Origin of the sequence: Providencia sp. PROV073, assembly GCF_033688125.1 — a bacterium.
GTDB lineage: Bacteria > Pseudomonadota > Gammaproteobacteria > Enterobacterales > Enterobacteriaceae > Providencia > Providencia hangzhouensis.
Map to the genome: position 1 here is coordinate 2712026 of NZ_CP096353.1, position 17176 is coordinate 2729201.

Here is a 17176-nt window from a genome sequence, read left to right on the forward strand (position 1 = left end):
CAATTAATTATTTTTTAGTTGTCGCAAGGATTGATCTTGCTGTTCAATCAAGGTCCGCAAACGCAACATATCGTTACGTTCAGGAACCCCCGCCAAAAATAGCCGCCCTGTTTCATCAAACGCTAAATCCAGTACTTTATCTTCTGGTGTTATCGAGCGCTGATATGCCATAAATCGCGCTTTTCCTAATGGCGTTAACATATGCAATTGCTGATTATCACTGCCTTTGAGCATCTGGGTTTGCGGAAGATCCACAATAAATGGCTCACTAATTAAGGCATCAATATTGGGAGCCATTTGTAAAACACGCTCTTCAATGTGTTCCCATTGATAACCGCTATAGACTAAAATATCCGCATCTTTTAGCTGTTTAATCCCTTTCATTAATGCGGATAAGGCTTCAGGCTGTTCAAACGGTTCTCCCCCTGAAATCGTGATGCCATCTGCGAATGGTAACCACTCCGTTATCTGGTCCAGTAATTGTTTCACCGTGATGCTATTGTCTTTCACTTGCCATGTATCAGGAGAAAGACAGCCTTTACAACGTAATGAGCATCCCTGAAACCAGATACCAATACGTTTTCCGGGGCCTAGAGCCGTAATTGGAAAATGAATTCGTGAAATATTAACATTCAGCACATCAATTACTCATCGCTGCTAACGTGATTTGCGTTGTTTCACCTGTGGCAATTTCGACAATTTGATAAGCCGAATTAGGTTGTAAATCTTGGTCGAAAACAGCGCGAGATAATGGGTTAATTAAATAGCTTTCTAATTGGTTACGTATACCTCGACCGCCATTAGATAAATCAGCTAAGCAATGTTGTTTTAACGTTTCTTTGGCTTGTGGTGAAATTGAAATAGTCAGTGATTGCTTTTCCAAACCAGAAAGAATATTTCCCACCATTTGTTCGAATATTTGTTGTGCCACATCGGGGCGAATAAAATCAAAAACAATAATGTTTTCCCCAATTCGGTTGAGCAGCTCTGGTCTATTTAACACTAATTTAAAGTGACGTTCGATTTCACTTTTCACATTACGCGTCACCGTTTCGAAAGGCTCACTCGGCTGGACATTCGCTACCCGCTCACCATTTGCATCCAAACGATAAATGCCAAGATTTGACGTAAAAATAATCAACGACTCTGAAAAATAAACGCGATCACCACGTCCTGAGGTCAATACACCATCATCAATAATTTGTAGAAATTTATCCATTAAATGAGGGTGTGCTTTTTCTATCTCATCAAACAACACCACACTAAACGGCTTTTCACGAATGGCATTCGTCAATTCACCACCAGAATCATAACCGACATAGCCAGGAGGAGCGCCAATTAAACGTTGGTCTGCATGTTCTGCACTAAATTCAGACATATCAAAGCGAATATACGCACTTTCATCACCAAATAGCAATTGAGTGACCGTTTTCGCCAGTTCCGTTTTCCCGACACCCGTTGGCCCCGCTAGAAACAAAACGCCTCGAGGTCGCCCACCTTTATGCCCCCCCACTCCGGTCATTGCACGTTTAATAATGTCCAATAAATGAGTGACGGCATGTTGTTGTCCTTTAACTCGGCGAGAAATAATCTCTGGGGCGTTATGTATTTTCTGCTTATCAATTTTTTTCCAAGGGTCTTCCGTTATGCCTACTTTATAACGTCGTACCGCATCACTAATACGTGTCACAGGGACATTTTCAATCCGTGCGAGCTGCACTATCGCCGTTAAGTCCAGTAACAAGAGTCCTTCTGTTTCATCAATAAAGTCATTAAATAAGCTGTCTTTATCCGCTTGTTCTATGCTATTAACATCAGATAATGAAGCTAACAACATTGGCGTAAGAACCCGACGAACTTGGCTGTCAGGCTTCGCAACAGGAATGGCTCTCACTCGTGGGTTATTAACTAAAAACCAATCAGGTAAATCGGTTTCTTTCTCCACAATCCAAAAAATAGAATTGTAGAACGGCTGGTTATTTTCCCCTGCTGGTCGCGTTTTTGCTTGGTGAGAAACCACCAGAGCCCGAGTAAATAAGCTGTGCTCAGCGGGAGTCAGGTTATCGCGATGGGAAATCAAGCAAGAGGCGAAATCAATACATAATGCAATTGGCTGCTGCTTATAGTTAATAAATTTTTCCAGCAAATGATTCAACATATCAATACCACCAGCGGCTTTATCATCAGCCATATGCAAACCTAAGTTTTGCATCAATGTGGCACTCGCTTGCGAGTTTTCTGTGGGGCTCGCCACGCATTGAAAACCAATCAGTGGTGTATAGGTAATAACATAGGCATACCCTGCCTGAAACAAGTTATTAAAGAGTGCTTGGTTAAACGGCAGTGGTGTCACTACCCTAGGCGCAATTTCGCTGGCTTGTAGGTCTCGAACATTGCCAAATAGAACAAACTGACTTTTCAGTGGAATAAATCGCAGTAAGTCTCTTAACCAGCGCGGTTTTTGAAAATCCATGTTCATAGCACCCCTTGAGTATGAAAGTATTCTTTGCAGTTTACCTGAAATCACTAGCAAATGGCGTCAAGATCTTGAACTCATACCGTATTATCTGAACATTCTCATTTAGATAGAAATAGGCTAAATTTAAAGCAGAACAGGTTTGTGTTTATTGCCTGATAATTGTTCAATAATTTCGTGATAGCTTCTTCTTTTTAAACAATTATCACTGTTAATTCCTAAACTGTCGCTATAGTATTGTATTAATGAAGACCAAAGCAGAGCGAGGTGAGTCATGTGGCAAGCAATGTGTCGTTTATTAAGTGAACACTTAGGTGAGGCGGAGCTACGTAACAAAGTCATTCTGTCTGGTGGTGATATTCACCATACGTTAAGAATTGACTATGGCGAACACACCGTGTTCATTAAACAAAATCGGCGTGAGTTTTTGCCTTTATTTAAACAGGAGGCTGAGCAACTTGAAATGCTCGCTAAAAGCCAAACGATAACCGTTCCTAAGGTTTACGGTGTTGGCAGTAATAAGCACCACAGTTTCCTTCTGCTCGAATACTTCCCTCTTAAGCCTTTCGACAACACCAATGCATGGCATTTTGGCCAACAATTAGCGCGTTTACATCAATGGGAAGAGCAGCCTAGCTACGGGTTTGATTTTGATACTATGCTAAGCACAATTGTGCAACCTAATGGCTGGGAAAAGCGTTGGAATTCATTTTTTGCAGAAAAGCGTATTGGCTTGCAATTACAACTCGCTTCCGAAAAAGGAATGGTATTTGCTGATATTCAGCAAATTGTCGATATTGTTAAGGAGAAACTTGCTGGGCATCAGCCACAACCCTCTTTATTACATGGTGACTTATGGCCAGCTAACTGTGCTATCACTCAAAATCTTGAAGGTGTATTATATGACCCCGCATGTTATTGGGGAGATAGGGAGTGTGATATAGCAATGTTGCCATTATATCAAGATCTTCCGATCCAAATTATTGATGGCTACCAAAGTGTTTGGCCGCTCCCCAATGGCTTTTTAGATAGACAACCAATATACCAACTTTACTATTTACTTAATCAAGCCCATATCTTTGGTAACGAACAAAGCTACCAGCAAGCACGCACGATTATTGATAATCTACTCAACGAAAAATAAGCTCCTGTTTTTTAGCATTTAGCACGACAAATAATTAATTTTCTAAATAATTCGAACTGTGGCAAGGCGGCGATTGAGGATAGTTTGGGGAGCATACACAAGTATGTGACCCGAGAAGCTAAACGCAGCCAACACCCTCATAGTATGGAGTACGACGAATAATTAATTTTCTAAATAATTCGAGCTGTAGCAAGGCGGCAATTGAGGATAGTTTGGGGAGAATACACAAGTATGTGACCCAAATAGCCGAAAGAAGCCAACACTCTCATAGCATGGAGTACGACGAATAATTAATTTTCTATATAATTCGCATTATGAGTAGGCGGCAAGTGCAGATATCTCGGGGAGCATACACAAGTATGTGACCCGAGTAGCTAAACGCAGCCAACACCCTCATAACGCGAAGTATGACGAAAATTCGAAAATTACCAATTAAGGAAACGCAGAAGAAAATACAACGCTAGCCCCAATACAATTGGCCAAAAATAAAGAAGAAAAAATTGAGTGAATATCGTATGACGTGGAATAGTCACCTTAGCTTCAAGCTCTTCTTTTGAGATGTCTATCCCTTTTGCTTTTTCTATGATCACGTGGTCTTCTAAACTTTCACGAATAAACTTAATTTGCCGGTACATACGCAAACCTGATGCACTAAGCGCCAGTCCAACAAAAATAAAAATAAAGATGATGATAAAGCTGATATTACTACCGGAAAACCCATTAGCGACTTGAGGTACTGGTGAGTTATTCCAAAAGAAATTTAGGAATGGTGTACTTTGACGGGTCATTTCCGCCATTAATTTAATAAAATCATTAGCGACTGCATTAATCCCTTCTCCTGCGAGCCCCTTCATGCCTGCCAGTTTAATTAAAGACGCCAATGTCGAAATTAATGCTAACAGAAAAACAACCCAACCCAGAATACGTTTGCCGATTGCGACATAATTGGCATTATGGTAATTCATTACTGCTTTTCCTCAGCGTTATGATTTTTGATAAATTTTTACAATGATTATTCAACGCTAATCATAGCTGAAAATATTCATTGCCTCCAAATTTCAATTCACGATTAATAATAATATATAGACTTTCAGACTAATCAAAATAGTGAGGCTATTCATTACCATTATACTTTTACTTCATACTGTCCGAATATTCCTCAATATTAGACTAATACTGATTTCAAGTAATACGCTTAAAGTCAGTTTACTGATATCATGACTTCTTCGTTAATAAATACGACATGAATGGAGTTTTGACATGTACCATAATCTTCCCATCCAATCGGTCATTTTTGATATGGATGGTTTACTGATCGACTCGGAACCTTTTTGGGCACAGGCTGAACTTGAGATTTTTTCACAATTGGGTGTTGACGTTTCAATTGCGGATACCCTGCCTGATACCTTGGGTTTACGTATTGACCATGTGGTGGAGCTTTGGTACCACGCTTCCCCTTGGCAAGGATGCAGCCAAGAAGAAGCCACACAACGCATCATTGACCGTGTTGTTGGCTTAGTTGAAGAAACTCGCCCTATTCTACCGGGTGTGCAACATGCGATGGAACTTTGCCGTTCAATGGATTTAAAAATTGCGCTGGCTTCCGCCTCTCCTTTGTACATGTTAGAAAAAGTATTAAACCTTCTGGATATTCGTGATTATTTCTCCGCGGTTATTTCCGCATCTGATTTACCCTTGAGTAAACCTCATCCTGAAGTTTATCTTAAAGCAGCAGCTGAGTTATCGACTAAACCCGTCAATTGCGTTTCATTAGAAGATTCATTTAACGGTATGATTTCTGCAAAAGCCGCCAGAATGCGTTCAATTGTGGTGCCTGACAGCAAGCATTTTAATGACCCGCGCTTTGGTTTAGCGGATATCAAATTAGCCTCACTGAATGACTTAAAGGCTGAACATTTACGTTAAGAATACCTTGAGTGTCTAATAAGTGTTCTCCCCTATCTAATTTAGGTAGGGGTATTGTGTTAAATTATAAAATACTTCCCTTATTTGCTAATAAATAAGAGTTTTTTTATCTTTCTACCACTATCATATTCTTTTCAAACACTTTATACTGCCAATCAACTGTATAGATAAACAGATGGTATTTTATCCACCATGACAGCTGAAGGGCATCTGCTTTTTTCCGTCGCCTCTTTAATAATGGCTCATAAACTTCAAATCACCCCAGAGATTGCTCATGGTGATTGGCTGCACATGGTTCCAGGGGCCTTATTAGGCGCATTATTGCCCGATATTGACCACCCCTCTTCAATTCCTGGTCGACTACTACGGATTTTTTCATTACCCATTTCCAAATTGTGTGGGCACCGGGGGTTTACTCATAGCTTAGTTGCATGGTTACTTTTGATGATTTCTTGTTATCAATGGATACCAACCGAATGGGCAATTCCAAATGATATTATCCAAGCTTTTTTATTAGGTTATATCAGTCATCTAGTCGCTGACATGCTCACCCCTTCAGGAGTACCATTCCTATGGCCACTCCCTCAACGCTTTTGTTTTCCCATGATCCGCGGTAAAAATAGCCAACGAGGGGAACGCTTTATTGCCATTATTTTGACTGTTTGTGCCTGTTTTTTACCTGCAGGTTACCAATTCGATTTTTATAACCACATTGATATGATTATAAAATATATTCATAATCAAATAGATACACACATTCCCACATAAATTATAGTTTTGTAATATAATGTAAGTATGAATAATACTATATTATTACTTTTTGATATAAGAAATGTGTTTTATCAACTGATAACATATAACCAGTTGTTTGAAGCAACTAAATCCTTATAACCAATAAGGACTAAAGGGCAAGTAACATACCTTATAAAAATATGATTTGGAGTTCGGAATGAATATTCCTCTAATTATTAATGTGCTCGGCTTTGTAGCACTACTAATACTGTTGGCAAAACTAGGGGCTAAAGGCTGGAGCCTATCTAAAAAAGTGTTAGTCGGTCTGGTTTTCGGTGTTGCCTACGGGGTAATACTGCACCTCGTGTATGGTAGTGGCCACCAAACGGTAAAAGACTCCATTCTGTGGTTTAATATTGTCGGAAATGGTTATGTGCAGCTATTACAAATGGTGATTATGCCATTAGTATTTGCTTCAATACTAAGTGCAGTGGCAAGGCTACATAAAGCTTCTTCGCTAGGTAAAATTAGCTTTTTAACAATTGGCACTTTGTTATTTACCACAGCTATTGCGGCGTTAGTGGGTATTTTAATTGCCAATTTATTCGGCCTGACTGCCGAAGGTTTAGTTCAAGGTCAATCCGAAACAGCACGTTTATCAGCAATAGAAAGCAACTATATTGGGAAAGTTTCTGACTTAACCGTGCCTCAGCTAATCTTATCGTTTATTCCAAAAAATCCATTTGCAGATTTAACTGGTGCAAACCCAACGTCAATTATTAGTGTCGTTATTTTTGCTGCTTTCTTAGGTGTTGCCGCACTGCAACTGTTTAAAGATGATAAAGAGCGTGGTGAAAAAGCCTTAGCAGCGATTGATGTTATGCAAGCTTGGGCAATGAAATTAGTTCGCTTGGTCATGCGTTTAACGCCATATGGTGTGATGGCGCTGATGATTAAAGTCGTAGCAAGTTCAAACTTGCATGACATCATCAACCTAGGCACTTTTGTTATTGCGTCCTATGTTGCGTTAGGCATTATGTTTGTTGTACATGGTATTTTAGTGGCGACGACTGGCTTAAACCCTATTAAATTCTTTAAGAAAGCGGGCCCAGTTCTGACATTTGCATTCACTAGCCGTTCAAGTGCTGCAAGTATTCCACTAAATATTGAAACACAAACACGTCGTTTCGGTATTCCTGAATCGATTGCTAGCTTCTCTGCATCGTTCGGAGCAACAATTGGGCAAAATGGTTGTGCGGGTATTTACCCTGCAATGTTAGCCGTGATGGTCGCACCGACAATGGGTATTAATCCATTCGACCCGCTGTGGATTGCGACATTAGTCGGTATCGTGACAATCAGTTCCGCAGGTGTCGCGGGTGTTGGTGGCGGTGCAACTTTCGCCGCGTTAATTGTACTACCAGCGATGGGCTTACCAGTTACATTAGTTGCTCTGTTAATTTCAGTTGAGCCATTAATTGATATGGGTCGTACTGCATTGAATGTCAGTGGTTCAATGACAGCAGGCACAGTGACTAGCCAGTTGATGGGTGAAACAGATAAAGCGATATTCAATCAAAATGATGACGCAGATTTAAAACACGTTTAACTTATCATTATGATTCAAACGAAACCTGCCTTCTGGCAGGTTTTTTTATGATTATGATAAGTATGTGAAATTTATTTACCTTGGAGAATATCAAAAAAATCAGTTTTTTGTGCTGAATAATATTGCAATAAACTGGAATAACGTAAGATAATAAAGCCTGAGCAACGTTTTCTTGAGCTTCCTGCTTGTGTTGCGTCAACCCATTTTCTATGGGTATTTTATCAACATCATTTATGGTTTTTTAATATGACTAATAATGTCCATATCCTAAAAACTGATCCTTCAGATAACCCTTGTGTAAGCTGCGGTGCATGTTGTGCCTATTTTCGTGTCTCTTTTTATTGGGCTGAGGCTGAAAGTGGGGGTGGTGTTGTACCACAACATTTAACTGAGCAAATAACCCCATTTATGAGTTGTATGCAGGGAACAAACCAAAAACATAATACGCGTTGTAGCGCTTTAGAGGGCACCATTGGAGAATGCGTGTCATGTTCGATATACACACAAAGGCCTACACCTTGCCGCGAGTTTGAACAATCTTGGCAAGATGGTATTTATAATGAGGCGTGCGATAGAGCACGTGCTGCTCATGGTTTACCCCCTTTAGAGCCTCATCAACCACAAATAGCGTGCTAGCCGTCAATGACCCAGATTTTTCTGGGTTATCTCTTTTTTGAGCCAAATCTGAAAAATGCGTCCTTGCACACGTGTTAATCATCCAGCTATTTAAATTACATAATTTCGTTCATTACCTGCATCGCCAACTCAAAAGAGTATAAACGAGCTTGATGATCAAAAATTTGGCCATTTACCATAATTTCATCCGCTTGAGTTTGCCGTAATATCGTATCCAACCCATGACGTACCTTGGTTTTATCCCCTACCAATGACATGCCTAATGCTTGTTGAACACCAAATTTTTCAGCGGGTGACCAAATATTTTCCATACTCTCAACAGGTGCAGACAATTGAGAAGGTTGACCACGACGTAACATAACAAAGGCTTGCTGCATCGACGTAAATAAAAACTCTGCTTCACGTTGAGTATCCGCGGCAATGATATTGATACAAACCATCGCATACGGCTTAGAAAGCCTCTGCGATGGCTGGAAATTAGCACGATAAACTTCCAACGCCTGTAATAATAAATCAGGGGCAAAATGAGAAGCAAAAGCAAAAGGAAGCCCCATTTGCGCGGCTAACCTTGCACTGTATAAACTCGATCCTAACAACCAAACCGGAATTTTTTCACCAAAGCCTGGCACTGGGCGCACTGCTGGGTCTGGGTTTATAGCATCAAACCAATTAATAATTTGCGCAACATCTTGCGGGAAATTATCAATATCCGTATTCATATGGCGGCGTAAAGCTTGCATCGTTCGCTGATCACTTCCAGGAGCACGCCCTATGCCTAAATCAATGCGTTCAGGGTAAAGTGTGTTTAGTGTGCCAAATTGCTCTGCTATCACCAACGGTGAATGATTCGGCAACATGACGCCACCAGAACCTAAACGTAAATTGTGAGTATTTGCAGCAAGATAGCCTATTAACACCGAGGTAGCCGCGCTGGCAATCCCAGTCATATTATGGTGTTCCGCAAGCCAATAGCGGTGGTAACCGAGTTTTTCTGCTAACTGAGCAATATCAAGGGAATGAGCAAAGGCCTCTTTCGCCGTCGAACCCTGAATGATTGGCGCAAGGTCGAGTAAAGAAAGGGGAATTTTTTTATCTGACATACACACTCACTTTGTTAGAATTTTGTTGAACCTAACTTACCATCCTAGACTATCCCCTTTGATGTCTCCAGCACTGAAATTTGCATTAGCACAAGTGGTCTAAAAATGTAAATTACCGTCTAATAAGCCACTGTTTTATATAAATTATGGTTCAAGCTTGAATAAAAAGTGCAGTAATTATGGAGCTTCCGTCAGGGGAGGTAAAAGCGATTGCGAGACAATATGAATTGGTGAATGATTTGCCCATCACCAATACAGAGGATACTGAAATGAAAAAATTAAATACCGGTTTATTAGCTTTAGCATTATTAACCGTCGGCTTTACCGCAGCAGCAAATGGCGTTAACCACAAAATGCCTCGTCAGCACATGGGTAATCATCACAATATGGTATATAGCGTTGCGGAACAAACGATGACACCAAATGAAACTGCAAAAAAGCTGGCCAATAATGCGCCCAAAATTGAAGATGGCAAACGCTATGTTGTCAAAGTTACAGTGATGGAAGTCCCTGAATATAAACCAATGAATGCTATGCCAACACCAGAGGCAATTCGTGTCCCAGCTACACAGTAATAATGGTATCAATGAAAATTAATTAAGTTATCGGTAAAACCTTTTATATTGATAAGTACAACCAGATAGCACCTATCAATAAAAGCCGATATCTTATCCAGACAATAAAGAGTTCTACACTCTAAATAACTCATGGTGCAGTTAGGCGACGAATGAATTCCGTCAACAACGCTGTAACTTGAATTATGACGAGTATATATATCCTACGATTGCCTCTGTATACCAGAGGCTTTTTTTTAAAAAAAGTTTCTCTGAATTGGACCTTCCTCTCTAGTAATAACACCTAATAGCGACTACTCTTAATTCAAGCAGATTGTTAATAACTGTAATTTATTAACACTTTGTTTGACATCCCTTAAATAGAAAATCAGGAGCTTATCATGGGGTATTTTGAATTAAAAAAATCCACTAAAGACGTTGCTCAGCCTTACTATTTCGTTTTAAAAGCAGCAAATCACGAAGTGATTGCAAAAAGTGAAATGTATGCATCTAAGCAATCTGCGCTTAAAGGGATTGCCTCTGTCCAAAAAAATGGCTCTTCTGAAACAATTAAAGATCTAACTGAGTAAGTTTCTGTGGCCCCAGTCTTCTGCGAATCGGGGCCACTTTTTTATCTGTTGGCTTATATAACTTACATAAATACACGCTATTGCAAGTAACACAATTTAAATTAATTGCTATTCAATTTAAGCACTAATCAAATTAACCTAAGTAACGCGGTCACAATCGCAGCTGACAACACAATGATAATAAATGGTTTTTTAAACCAAGTCAGTACACCTGCCACTAATACCCCTACAATTTTAGGCCAATCCGAAACTTCATCACCTGAAAATAACGTAGACGTTGCCGCAACTGAAAATAAAATAACAATGGCTGCTGCTGAAAATAATACTTTGCTATTCTCCGAAAGGACTACTCGACCGCGTAGCAAAGCCCCTGATGCTCGCATTAAATAAGTACCAACCGCCAACAGCAGTATTCCGCTAATAATTAACCACGGGTTATTTGTCACTATTATTTCCTTATATAAACAACCAAGCTCAATAATGCCAGTAATACAGGGATCCCCGCTGGTAGTATCGGTGTCGTTGCAACAGCGATAACTGCACCGATAACAGCGGTTAACCGCAGGCGTTTATCCGATAACGCGGGCAATGAAAGCGCTAAAATAATCGCAGGAAACATCGCATCCATACCATATATATGAGTATCATTAATAAAGCTGCCCAATACCTCACCTATCACAACACCAATTGGCCAACACAATAGAATACCTATCCCACACAACCAAAAAGCCGCACGTTTTTCTGATTCAGTTTCTTGAGCTAAGCCAAATACAACACTCTCATCATTCATAATATGATAGCCCAATAGCGACTTTGCTCCCTTCCCCGTTAAATCACTAGTTGCAAAACTAAAGGGGATATGTCGTGAATTGACTAATAGCCCCGCGAGTGCAGCAGAAAACGGGCTTCCACCAGCAAAAATCACGCCGATAAACAAAAACTCGGACGCCCCTGCGAGCACTAAAATAGATAAAGTCACTGGTATCCACCAGTCAAATCCCTGTGAAAGCGCCAATGCACCATAAGAAATGCCAACAATTAAGTCAGCAAAACAGACAAGAGCTATATTTTTCACTGTGCTATGATTTAGCTTTGAGCTTATTGAAGTTAGCATCCCTAGACCGTTCGATATATAATACGTTTGTTCATTATGTCGATAGATAGTATAAAGTGCAATCTAAATAGGAAAATTAAAATTGAATCTACCTTCACCTCCCATTGAGTTGATTTCAAAAGCCCTTGTTCGTGAAAGACAAAAAAGCGGGCTATCCCTATCAGAGCTATCTCGCAAAGCGGGTATCGCTAAATCTACACTTTCTCAATTGGAATCGGGTAGTGGTAACCCAAGTATTGAAACCTTATGGGCACTTTGTGTAGCGTTAGATATTCCTTTCGCACGATTAATTGAAGAAAAGCAAGAAGCTGTCACTGTGATCCGCCATGGGGAGGCGATACCGGTCAGTGCCGAACACGCGAATTATTTGGCCTTTTTACTCTCATCAGCCCCCGCAGATTCGCGACGTGATATTTATACTGTGGTTGCCCAGCCCGGTCGTGATCGTATTTCAGAACCTCATATGCATGGCGTCAGCGAGCACATCATTATTATGTCTGGCAGAGCGTTAGTCGGCCCATTGGATAACCCTGTTGAGCTACAAGTTGGGGACTATATCCACTACCCCGGAGATGAGCCACATATAATGCGAGCCTTAGAACCGAATACAACGGCAGTTATGGTGATCGATAAACAAAATTAATCGCCTATCCAGCCCAATAGATTTTGCGTTATTATAGTTTTAGTGAATATTAATTGGAGCCTGTGTTATGCCCTACTATGATGAAATTGTTGAAAAAGTAAGCCAATTGATTGATGAAAATTCAGTTCATAAGATGAATGAAATGCTGATGCAGCTATCCCATGACCCGCAAATCAACCAAGAACAACGTTTTGAACAACAACAGCGCTTAAGAGAAGCTATTTTTATTCATCACAACGAATAGCAGCCAAATATGTGGCCGCTACTCGCACTCTTAACTTATCTTAATAACCAAAATAAATAGGCAGTAGGGTTAGTGATAATCCCGGTATTGGTAAAATAACTAGCCCTAATAGCATTAACATGCTCAATTAAAACTCCTGTTGCTGTAAATAACTCCACGCATATTGGGCATGAAGTTCAGCACCTGTTGCCATCGTGTCTTCATCAATATTAAAGCAACCATGATGATGCGCCCATTGAGTGTCCTTTTCGGCATTTCCTGTGCCTAACAGAGCAAAACACCCCGGGATGTTTTCAATGTAGAAGCTGAAATCTTCACCACCCGGTGTTGGTCTTTCGTTAATCAGAGCTTGCTCACCAAAAGCTTGTGAAATGACTGATTGAGCCAGCAGCGCACTGCGCTCCTCATTGATAACCGGTAATGTCCCATAGATATAATCAACCTGCGCAGTCGCCCCATAAATAGCCGCAGTGTGCTCGGCATAACGGCGGATCGCAGCTTCGATGCGGTTACGAGTTTCGATATCAAAACAACGTACCGTACCATCCAATACTGCATTTTCTGCAATAACATTGAAGCGTGTCCCGACATCCATTTTACCTATCGTGACCACGGCTGAGTCTAAAGATGAGGTTTCTCGGGACACAATCGCTTGTAAATTCATGACAAATGCAGAAGCAACAACTGCTGCATCAATAGTTGCTTCTGGCATAGAACCATGACCACCACGGCCTTTAAAAGTGACTTTCAGTAAATCAGCAGAAGCAAAAGACCCACCCACATTACAAGATACTTTTCCTGATGGTGTGGTTGTCCAAATATGCATACCAAAAACGTTATCCACATTTTCGATTGCGCCTTGTTTGATCATGGCTAATGCGCCTTGAGCAATCTCTTCTGCAGGTTGGAAAATTAAACGCACATTGCCGGCTAATTCTTCTCGCACCTCATACAATGCTTTGGCTGCCGTTAATAACATTGCCGTATGTGCATCATGACCACAAGCGTGCATTTTGCCTTCAATAGTCGATTTATATTCTAATGAATCATTCAACTCCAAAACGGGTAATGCGTCTATATCTGCACGCAGAGCAACTGTTTTACCTGGCTTACCGCCTTTAATTTCCGCAATAACACCGGTAGGCTCGGTTAGCCGATACTCGATTCCGATTTTGTCTAATTCTTCAGCAATACGTTGCGTGGTGCGTACTTCTTCAAACGGTAGCTCAGGGTGAGCGTGTAGATCTCGACGAAAAGCAATCATTTCAGGTGTATATTTTTTGATTGCGGCTGTAATTGTTTTATTAATCATTTTTCTACCTTTTACCCTATTGCTCAACCAGATACTGAATCTGGCTCACTTATTAATTAACATTCTATTAATGACTTAACGGTAGCAAACATCACATCTGCTCCTCGCGCGATTTGTGCATAATCCGTCCATTCATCTGGGTGATGGCTTAACCCATTACGACTTGGCACAAATATCAGTCCCGTTTGAGTTATGCCTGCAAAAATCATAGTGTCATGCCCCGCGCCACTGACCATTGAACGAAAACGTAAGTTTTGGTCGCTGGCATGTTGTTGCATTAGTTGATGAATATCACTATTGAGCTCCGTTGGCTGAACATATAACGGCTGAACAATATCGCTTGAAATCGCTAACGAATTGCTAACCTGTTCTGTTAATTCGATTATTTGTTCAATCACTTTACGTAACGCAACGTCATTTTTAGAGCGAATATCGACGCTAAAAGTGACTTCGCTTGGGATGACATTCGCCCCATTAGGTAATACTGATAACCGGCCTACGGTCGCAACCGTATTATCCCCTGCCGCCTTTGCTAGTTCAGGAATATGACTAATAATTTGGCTTGCACACACTAATGCATCGGCTCGCATATTCATCGGCGTAGTACCTGCATGGCCTGCTTTACCTGTCAGTTTAATCTCTAACTGACTGATACCTACGATAGTTTCTACGATCCCTATATCTTCATTTGCCTGTTCTAACACCGGGCCTTGTTCGATGTGTAATTCTAAAAATGCTTTGACCTTTTTAGGGTCGAGCACAGCTTGTGATGCATGATCAGCATTGAACCCTGCCTCTGCCATACGCTGCGCCGCACTTACTCCTTGCCTATCTTTGAGTTGGTATAATTCTTTTGTACCAATCAAACCCGTTATCACACTTGAAGCCATCAAGCCCCGGCCAAAACTGGTCCCTTCCTCTTCAACCAAGGCAATGACTTCTAAGGGATATTTCGGAGTTAAGTTTTGTTCACTAATGCGCGCTACGACATCCAAACCTGTAACAATCCCTGCAGGGCCATCAAATGCCCCGCCATGAGGAACAGAGTCAAAATGAGAACCCACAATCACCGCAGGCAAATCAGGTTGCTGGCCTTCTAAGCGCCCATAAATATTACCAATAGCATCTTCTCGAACTTGTAATCCTAAAGCGCGCATTTCTTGTTTTAGGTAATCACGCGCTTGTTTATCTTGTTCGCTATAGCTCATCCGAGTAGTGCCCTGCCCCGGTGTTGCGGTGTATTCTGCTAACTGTTCTAAATGACGCTGAATTCTTGAAGTACTTGTTTCCATTATTTTTTACCCTGCAATTGGAACAATATAAGCCACCATAATACCTGCTAATACAACAGAAACCATGGTCACAGAAATAAAGCCACCAACTAGCATCGGCCCTAACATATGGCTAGTTAATACTTGGCGTTCTTTTTCATCTTTCGTTAATGCGTTGATCGCTTCGTTAGTAATGATGTAGTCAGCAGGGAAACCATATAAAGCCGTTAGAGCAACAGCAAATGCCATTTCTTTGGTAACGCCTAATATTTTACCAACCACCCATGATGCAAGGTACATTCCAATAACCGCTGCACTAATTAACACCACCATCGGATAAACTAGACGCAATAACATATCAGGAGTCGCATGGTTTAATGTATCGAAGATAAATAACATTAAGGCCATAATGGCGAACCCAAAACCATTGGCTTTTTGTAATGGTTGCCTTTCTAAGAAACCTAACGAAGAGGCAATAACACCAAATAATAAACACAACACAAATGGGCTAATACTCACATAAGGGGCTGCAAAAGATGAGGCTAAATAAGCCAAATACCCTACCGCAGCTAAGCGTAAGAATTTAAAATAGCTGGTGTTATAGTGGTTAGGGATTTTCTTGAACATACGTGGCATTTCATCTTCAGATACCACTGCTTTAACTTCAACATCTTTTGCGCCATCAACAGATAATGTTTCTTGCCATTGGCCATTGCGATATTTTTCTAGAACTCGACGCCCTTCTTTTTTTAACATCACGGCAGTGAGTGGATAACCTGCAAACCCCTGCATAACGTAAATTAAAATAGCGAAAACCGAAAGGTCAACTAAACCTGCCTCAGCAGCACCTTTTGACATAATTAGCGAAGAAACGATTCCACCAACTAACGGAGGAACTGCAACTAATACAGTATTTAAATCAAATAAGGCAATACCAACAATAAAGGTCAAGAAAATAATGCCTAAAATCCCAGCTAAGGAGATAAGAATAGTTTTCCATTGGCGCAACAATTCTTTTAACGATAATAAGGTTCCCATATTTGTAATTAACAAATACATTAAGGTAACCGCAACGACTTGAGGAATACCGGCAATACTCACAATATCTTTCGGGAAAATAGTCCAATAACCTAAAAGAAAGAGCACTGCGCATACAAATACGGAGGGGATCCAAGCCTTAGTTCTAACGGCTATAGCATCCCCAATATATAATATCCCCACTATCAGAAACAGAGCTAACATCTGTGACATAACTTTTTCCCCGCACTTATCTTTTTTTATTAGATTATTTTTTGGTATTGAAAACTATTAATTTTAATTAAGGTTAGATTATAAATTTTATTTGGCGCAACAAAACACCAATATAGAGAGTATTTCGCTACAAATACACGAAATTGCAACAAAATTCATCATAACACCGAAAATTCAGATGTATAGAGAGTCAAACAGGATTTAAACAGCTTGGAATAAAGGTATGCAGTGAACTAAATAGTCAGATATAACATTGAAAGGGGGAAAGCACATTAACATTCTCTAAATGCAGGTTTATAAGCCAATATTTTATGTCATTTAAGTTATTATTTATAAACAAATCAACTATAGTTTATTTTTTAATCTATGAAATTATATTCTATTGTCCATGGCTGTATTTTCAATAAATATCGTAATAAGATGAAAAATCACCTTATAAATATGACCAATATTTCTATTTATAGGAAATATTCTACTTTATTTTATTTTTAAACCGTTTCTCTTTATATTGCTGTTGAAAAGGATGATATCCCTTCATCTCCAATTTAGTTTGTTTTGGCAATAAAGTTTATTT

General features: G+C 40.2%; 18 protein-coding genes. 9 read left to right on the forward strand and 9 right to left on the reverse strand.

The window, feature by feature from the left end; all coding sequences use genetic code 11:
- Positions 1 to 3: 3 nt before the first annotated feature.
- Together M1F17_RS12285 and M1F17_RS12290 are read right to left on the reverse strand one after the other, a co-directional pair.
- The gene (locus tag M1F17_RS12285) at positions 4 to 639 is read right to left on the reverse strand and encodes a 4Fe-4S single cluster domain-containing protein (protein ID WP_318836998.1); all 636 of its coding nucleotides are present in this window, start codon (positions 637 to 639) and stop codon (positions 4 to 6) included.
- 1 nt (position 640) lies between these two features.
- Entirely contained in the window at positions 641 to 2479 is a 1839-nt protein-coding gene (locus M1F17_RS12290; protein ID WP_004263645.1) for an AAA family ATPase, read from the reverse strand.
- Between the two features lie 271 nt (positions 2480 to 2750).
- Between M1F17_RS12290 and M1F17_RS12295 the strand changes: the two genes are divergently transcribed.
- Positions 2751 to 3620, forward strand: a complete 870-nt coding sequence (locus M1F17_RS12295) for a fructosamine kinase family protein (protein WP_004263637.1) — start codon at positions 2751 to 2753, stop codon at positions 3618 to 3620.
- 425 nt (positions 3621 to 4045) lie between these two features.
- On the opposite strand, the gene M1F17_RS12300 is transcribed toward M1F17_RS12295, so the two are convergent.
- On the reverse strand, positions 4046 to 4585 hold the full coding sequence (locus M1F17_RS12300) for a YniB family protein (protein WP_004263634.1): 540 nt from the start codon (positions 4583 to 4585) through the stop codon (positions 4046 to 4048).
- Between the two features lie 295 nt (positions 4586 to 4880).
- On the opposite strand from M1F17_RS12300, the gene hxpB reads away from it, so the two are divergent.
- From hxpB to M1F17_RS12320, 4 genes are all read left to right on the forward strand, one after another.
- On the forward strand, positions 4881 to 5546 hold the full coding sequence (hxpB, locus tag M1F17_RS12305; protein ID WP_004263628.1) for a hexitol phosphatase HxpB: 666 nt from the start codon (positions 4881 to 4883) through the stop codon (positions 5544 to 5546).
- Positions 5547 to 5738: 192 nt separating this feature from the next.
- Positions 5739 to 6314: a metal-dependent hydrolase gene (locus M1F17_RS12310; RefSeq protein ID WP_094961739.1), complete on the forward strand. Its 576-nt coding sequence runs from the start codon at positions 5739 to 5741 to the stop codon at positions 6312 to 6314.
- Positions 6315 to 6495: 181 nt separating this feature from the next.
- A complete protein-coding gene (locus M1F17_RS12315) occupies positions 6496 to 7887 on the forward strand; it encodes an L-cystine transporter (RefSeq protein WP_094961738.1) in 1392 nt (463 codons plus the stop codon).
- A 246-nt stretch (positions 7888 to 8133) separates the two neighbouring features.
- Entirely contained in the window at positions 8134 to 8523 is a 390-nt protein-coding gene (locus M1F17_RS12320) for a YkgJ family cysteine cluster protein (protein ID WP_094961737.1), read from the forward strand.
- Positions 8524 to 8618: 95 nt separating this feature from the next.
- Here the strand turns inward: M1F17_RS12320 and M1F17_RS12325 are convergent, their stop codons facing one another.
- Positions 8619 to 9623 (reverse strand): luciferase-like monooxygenase, encoded by a 1005-nt coding sequence (locus tag M1F17_RS12325; protein WP_094961736.1) that lies wholly within the window; start codon positions 9621 to 9623, stop codon positions 8619 to 8621.
- A gap of 179 nt (positions 9624 to 9802) precedes the next feature.
- On the opposite strand from M1F17_RS12325, the gene M1F17_RS12330 reads away from it, so the two are divergent.
- The gene (locus M1F17_RS12330; protein WP_318836999.1) at positions 9803 to 10198 is read left to right on the forward strand and encodes a hypothetical protein; all 396 of its coding nucleotides are present in this window, start codon (positions 9803 to 9805) and stop codon (positions 10196 to 10198) included.
- Between the two features lie 380 nt (positions 10199 to 10578).
- Positions 10579 to 10767 carry a YegP family protein gene (locus tag M1F17_RS12335; RefSeq protein ID WP_004263611.1) on the forward strand — a complete coding sequence of 63 codons (189 nt, stop codon included), beginning with the start codon at positions 10579 to 10581 and terminating at the stop codon, positions 10765 to 10767.
- Positions 10768 to 10895: 128 nt separating this feature from the next.
- Here the strand turns inward: M1F17_RS12335 and M1F17_RS12340 are convergent, their stop codons facing one another.
- Positions 10896 to 11213, reverse strand: a complete 318-nt coding sequence (locus tag M1F17_RS12340) for an AzlD domain-containing protein (protein ID WP_172412227.1) — start codon at positions 11211 to 11213, stop codon at positions 10896 to 10898.
- Between the two features lie 2 nt (positions 11214 to 11215).
- Complete coding sequence (locus M1F17_RS12345) at positions 11216 to 11881, reverse strand: AzlC family ABC transporter permease (protein ID WP_094961251.1); 666 nt, start codon at positions 11879 to 11881, stop codon at positions 11216 to 11218.
- An 82-nt stretch (positions 11882 to 11963) separates the two neighbouring features.
- On the opposite strand from M1F17_RS12345, the gene M1F17_RS12350 reads away from it, so the two are divergent.
- Together M1F17_RS12350 and M1F17_RS12355 are read left to right on the forward strand one after the other, a co-directional pair.
- Complete coding sequence (locus M1F17_RS12350; protein ID WP_180311998.1) at positions 11964 to 12524, forward strand: helix-turn-helix domain-containing protein; 561 nt, start codon at positions 11964 to 11966, stop codon at positions 12522 to 12524.
- Between the two features lie 67 nt (positions 12525 to 12591).
- Positions 12592 to 12768 carry a DUF2526 family protein gene (locus M1F17_RS12355; RefSeq protein ID WP_180311999.1) on the forward strand — a complete coding sequence of 59 codons (177 nt, stop codon included), beginning with the start codon at positions 12592 to 12594 and terminating at the stop codon, positions 12766 to 12768.
- 127 nt (positions 12769 to 12895) lie between these two features.
- Here the strand turns inward: M1F17_RS12355 and M1F17_RS12360 are convergent, their stop codons facing one another.
- Genes M1F17_RS12360 through M1F17_RS12370 form a run of 3 tightly spaced genes read right to left on the reverse strand, consistent with a single transcriptional unit; the run spans position 12896 to position 16602 of the window.
- Positions 12896 to 14080 (reverse strand): amidohydrolase, encoded by a 1185-nt coding sequence (locus M1F17_RS12360; protein WP_180312000.1) that lies wholly within the window; start codon positions 14078 to 14080, stop codon positions 12896 to 12898.
- A gap of 56 nt (positions 14081 to 14136) precedes the next feature.
- Complete coding sequence (locus tag M1F17_RS12365) at positions 14137 to 15372, reverse strand: Zn-dependent hydrolase (RefSeq protein ID WP_318837000.1); 1236 nt, start codon at positions 15370 to 15372, stop codon at positions 14137 to 14139.
- 6 nt (positions 15373 to 15378) lie between these two features.
- Positions 15379 to 16602: a hypothetical protein gene (locus M1F17_RS12370; RefSeq protein WP_004263585.1), complete on the reverse strand. Its 1224-nt coding sequence runs from the start codon at positions 16600 to 16602 to the stop codon at positions 15379 to 15381.
- Between the last annotated feature and the right edge of the window lie 574 nt (positions 16603 to 17176).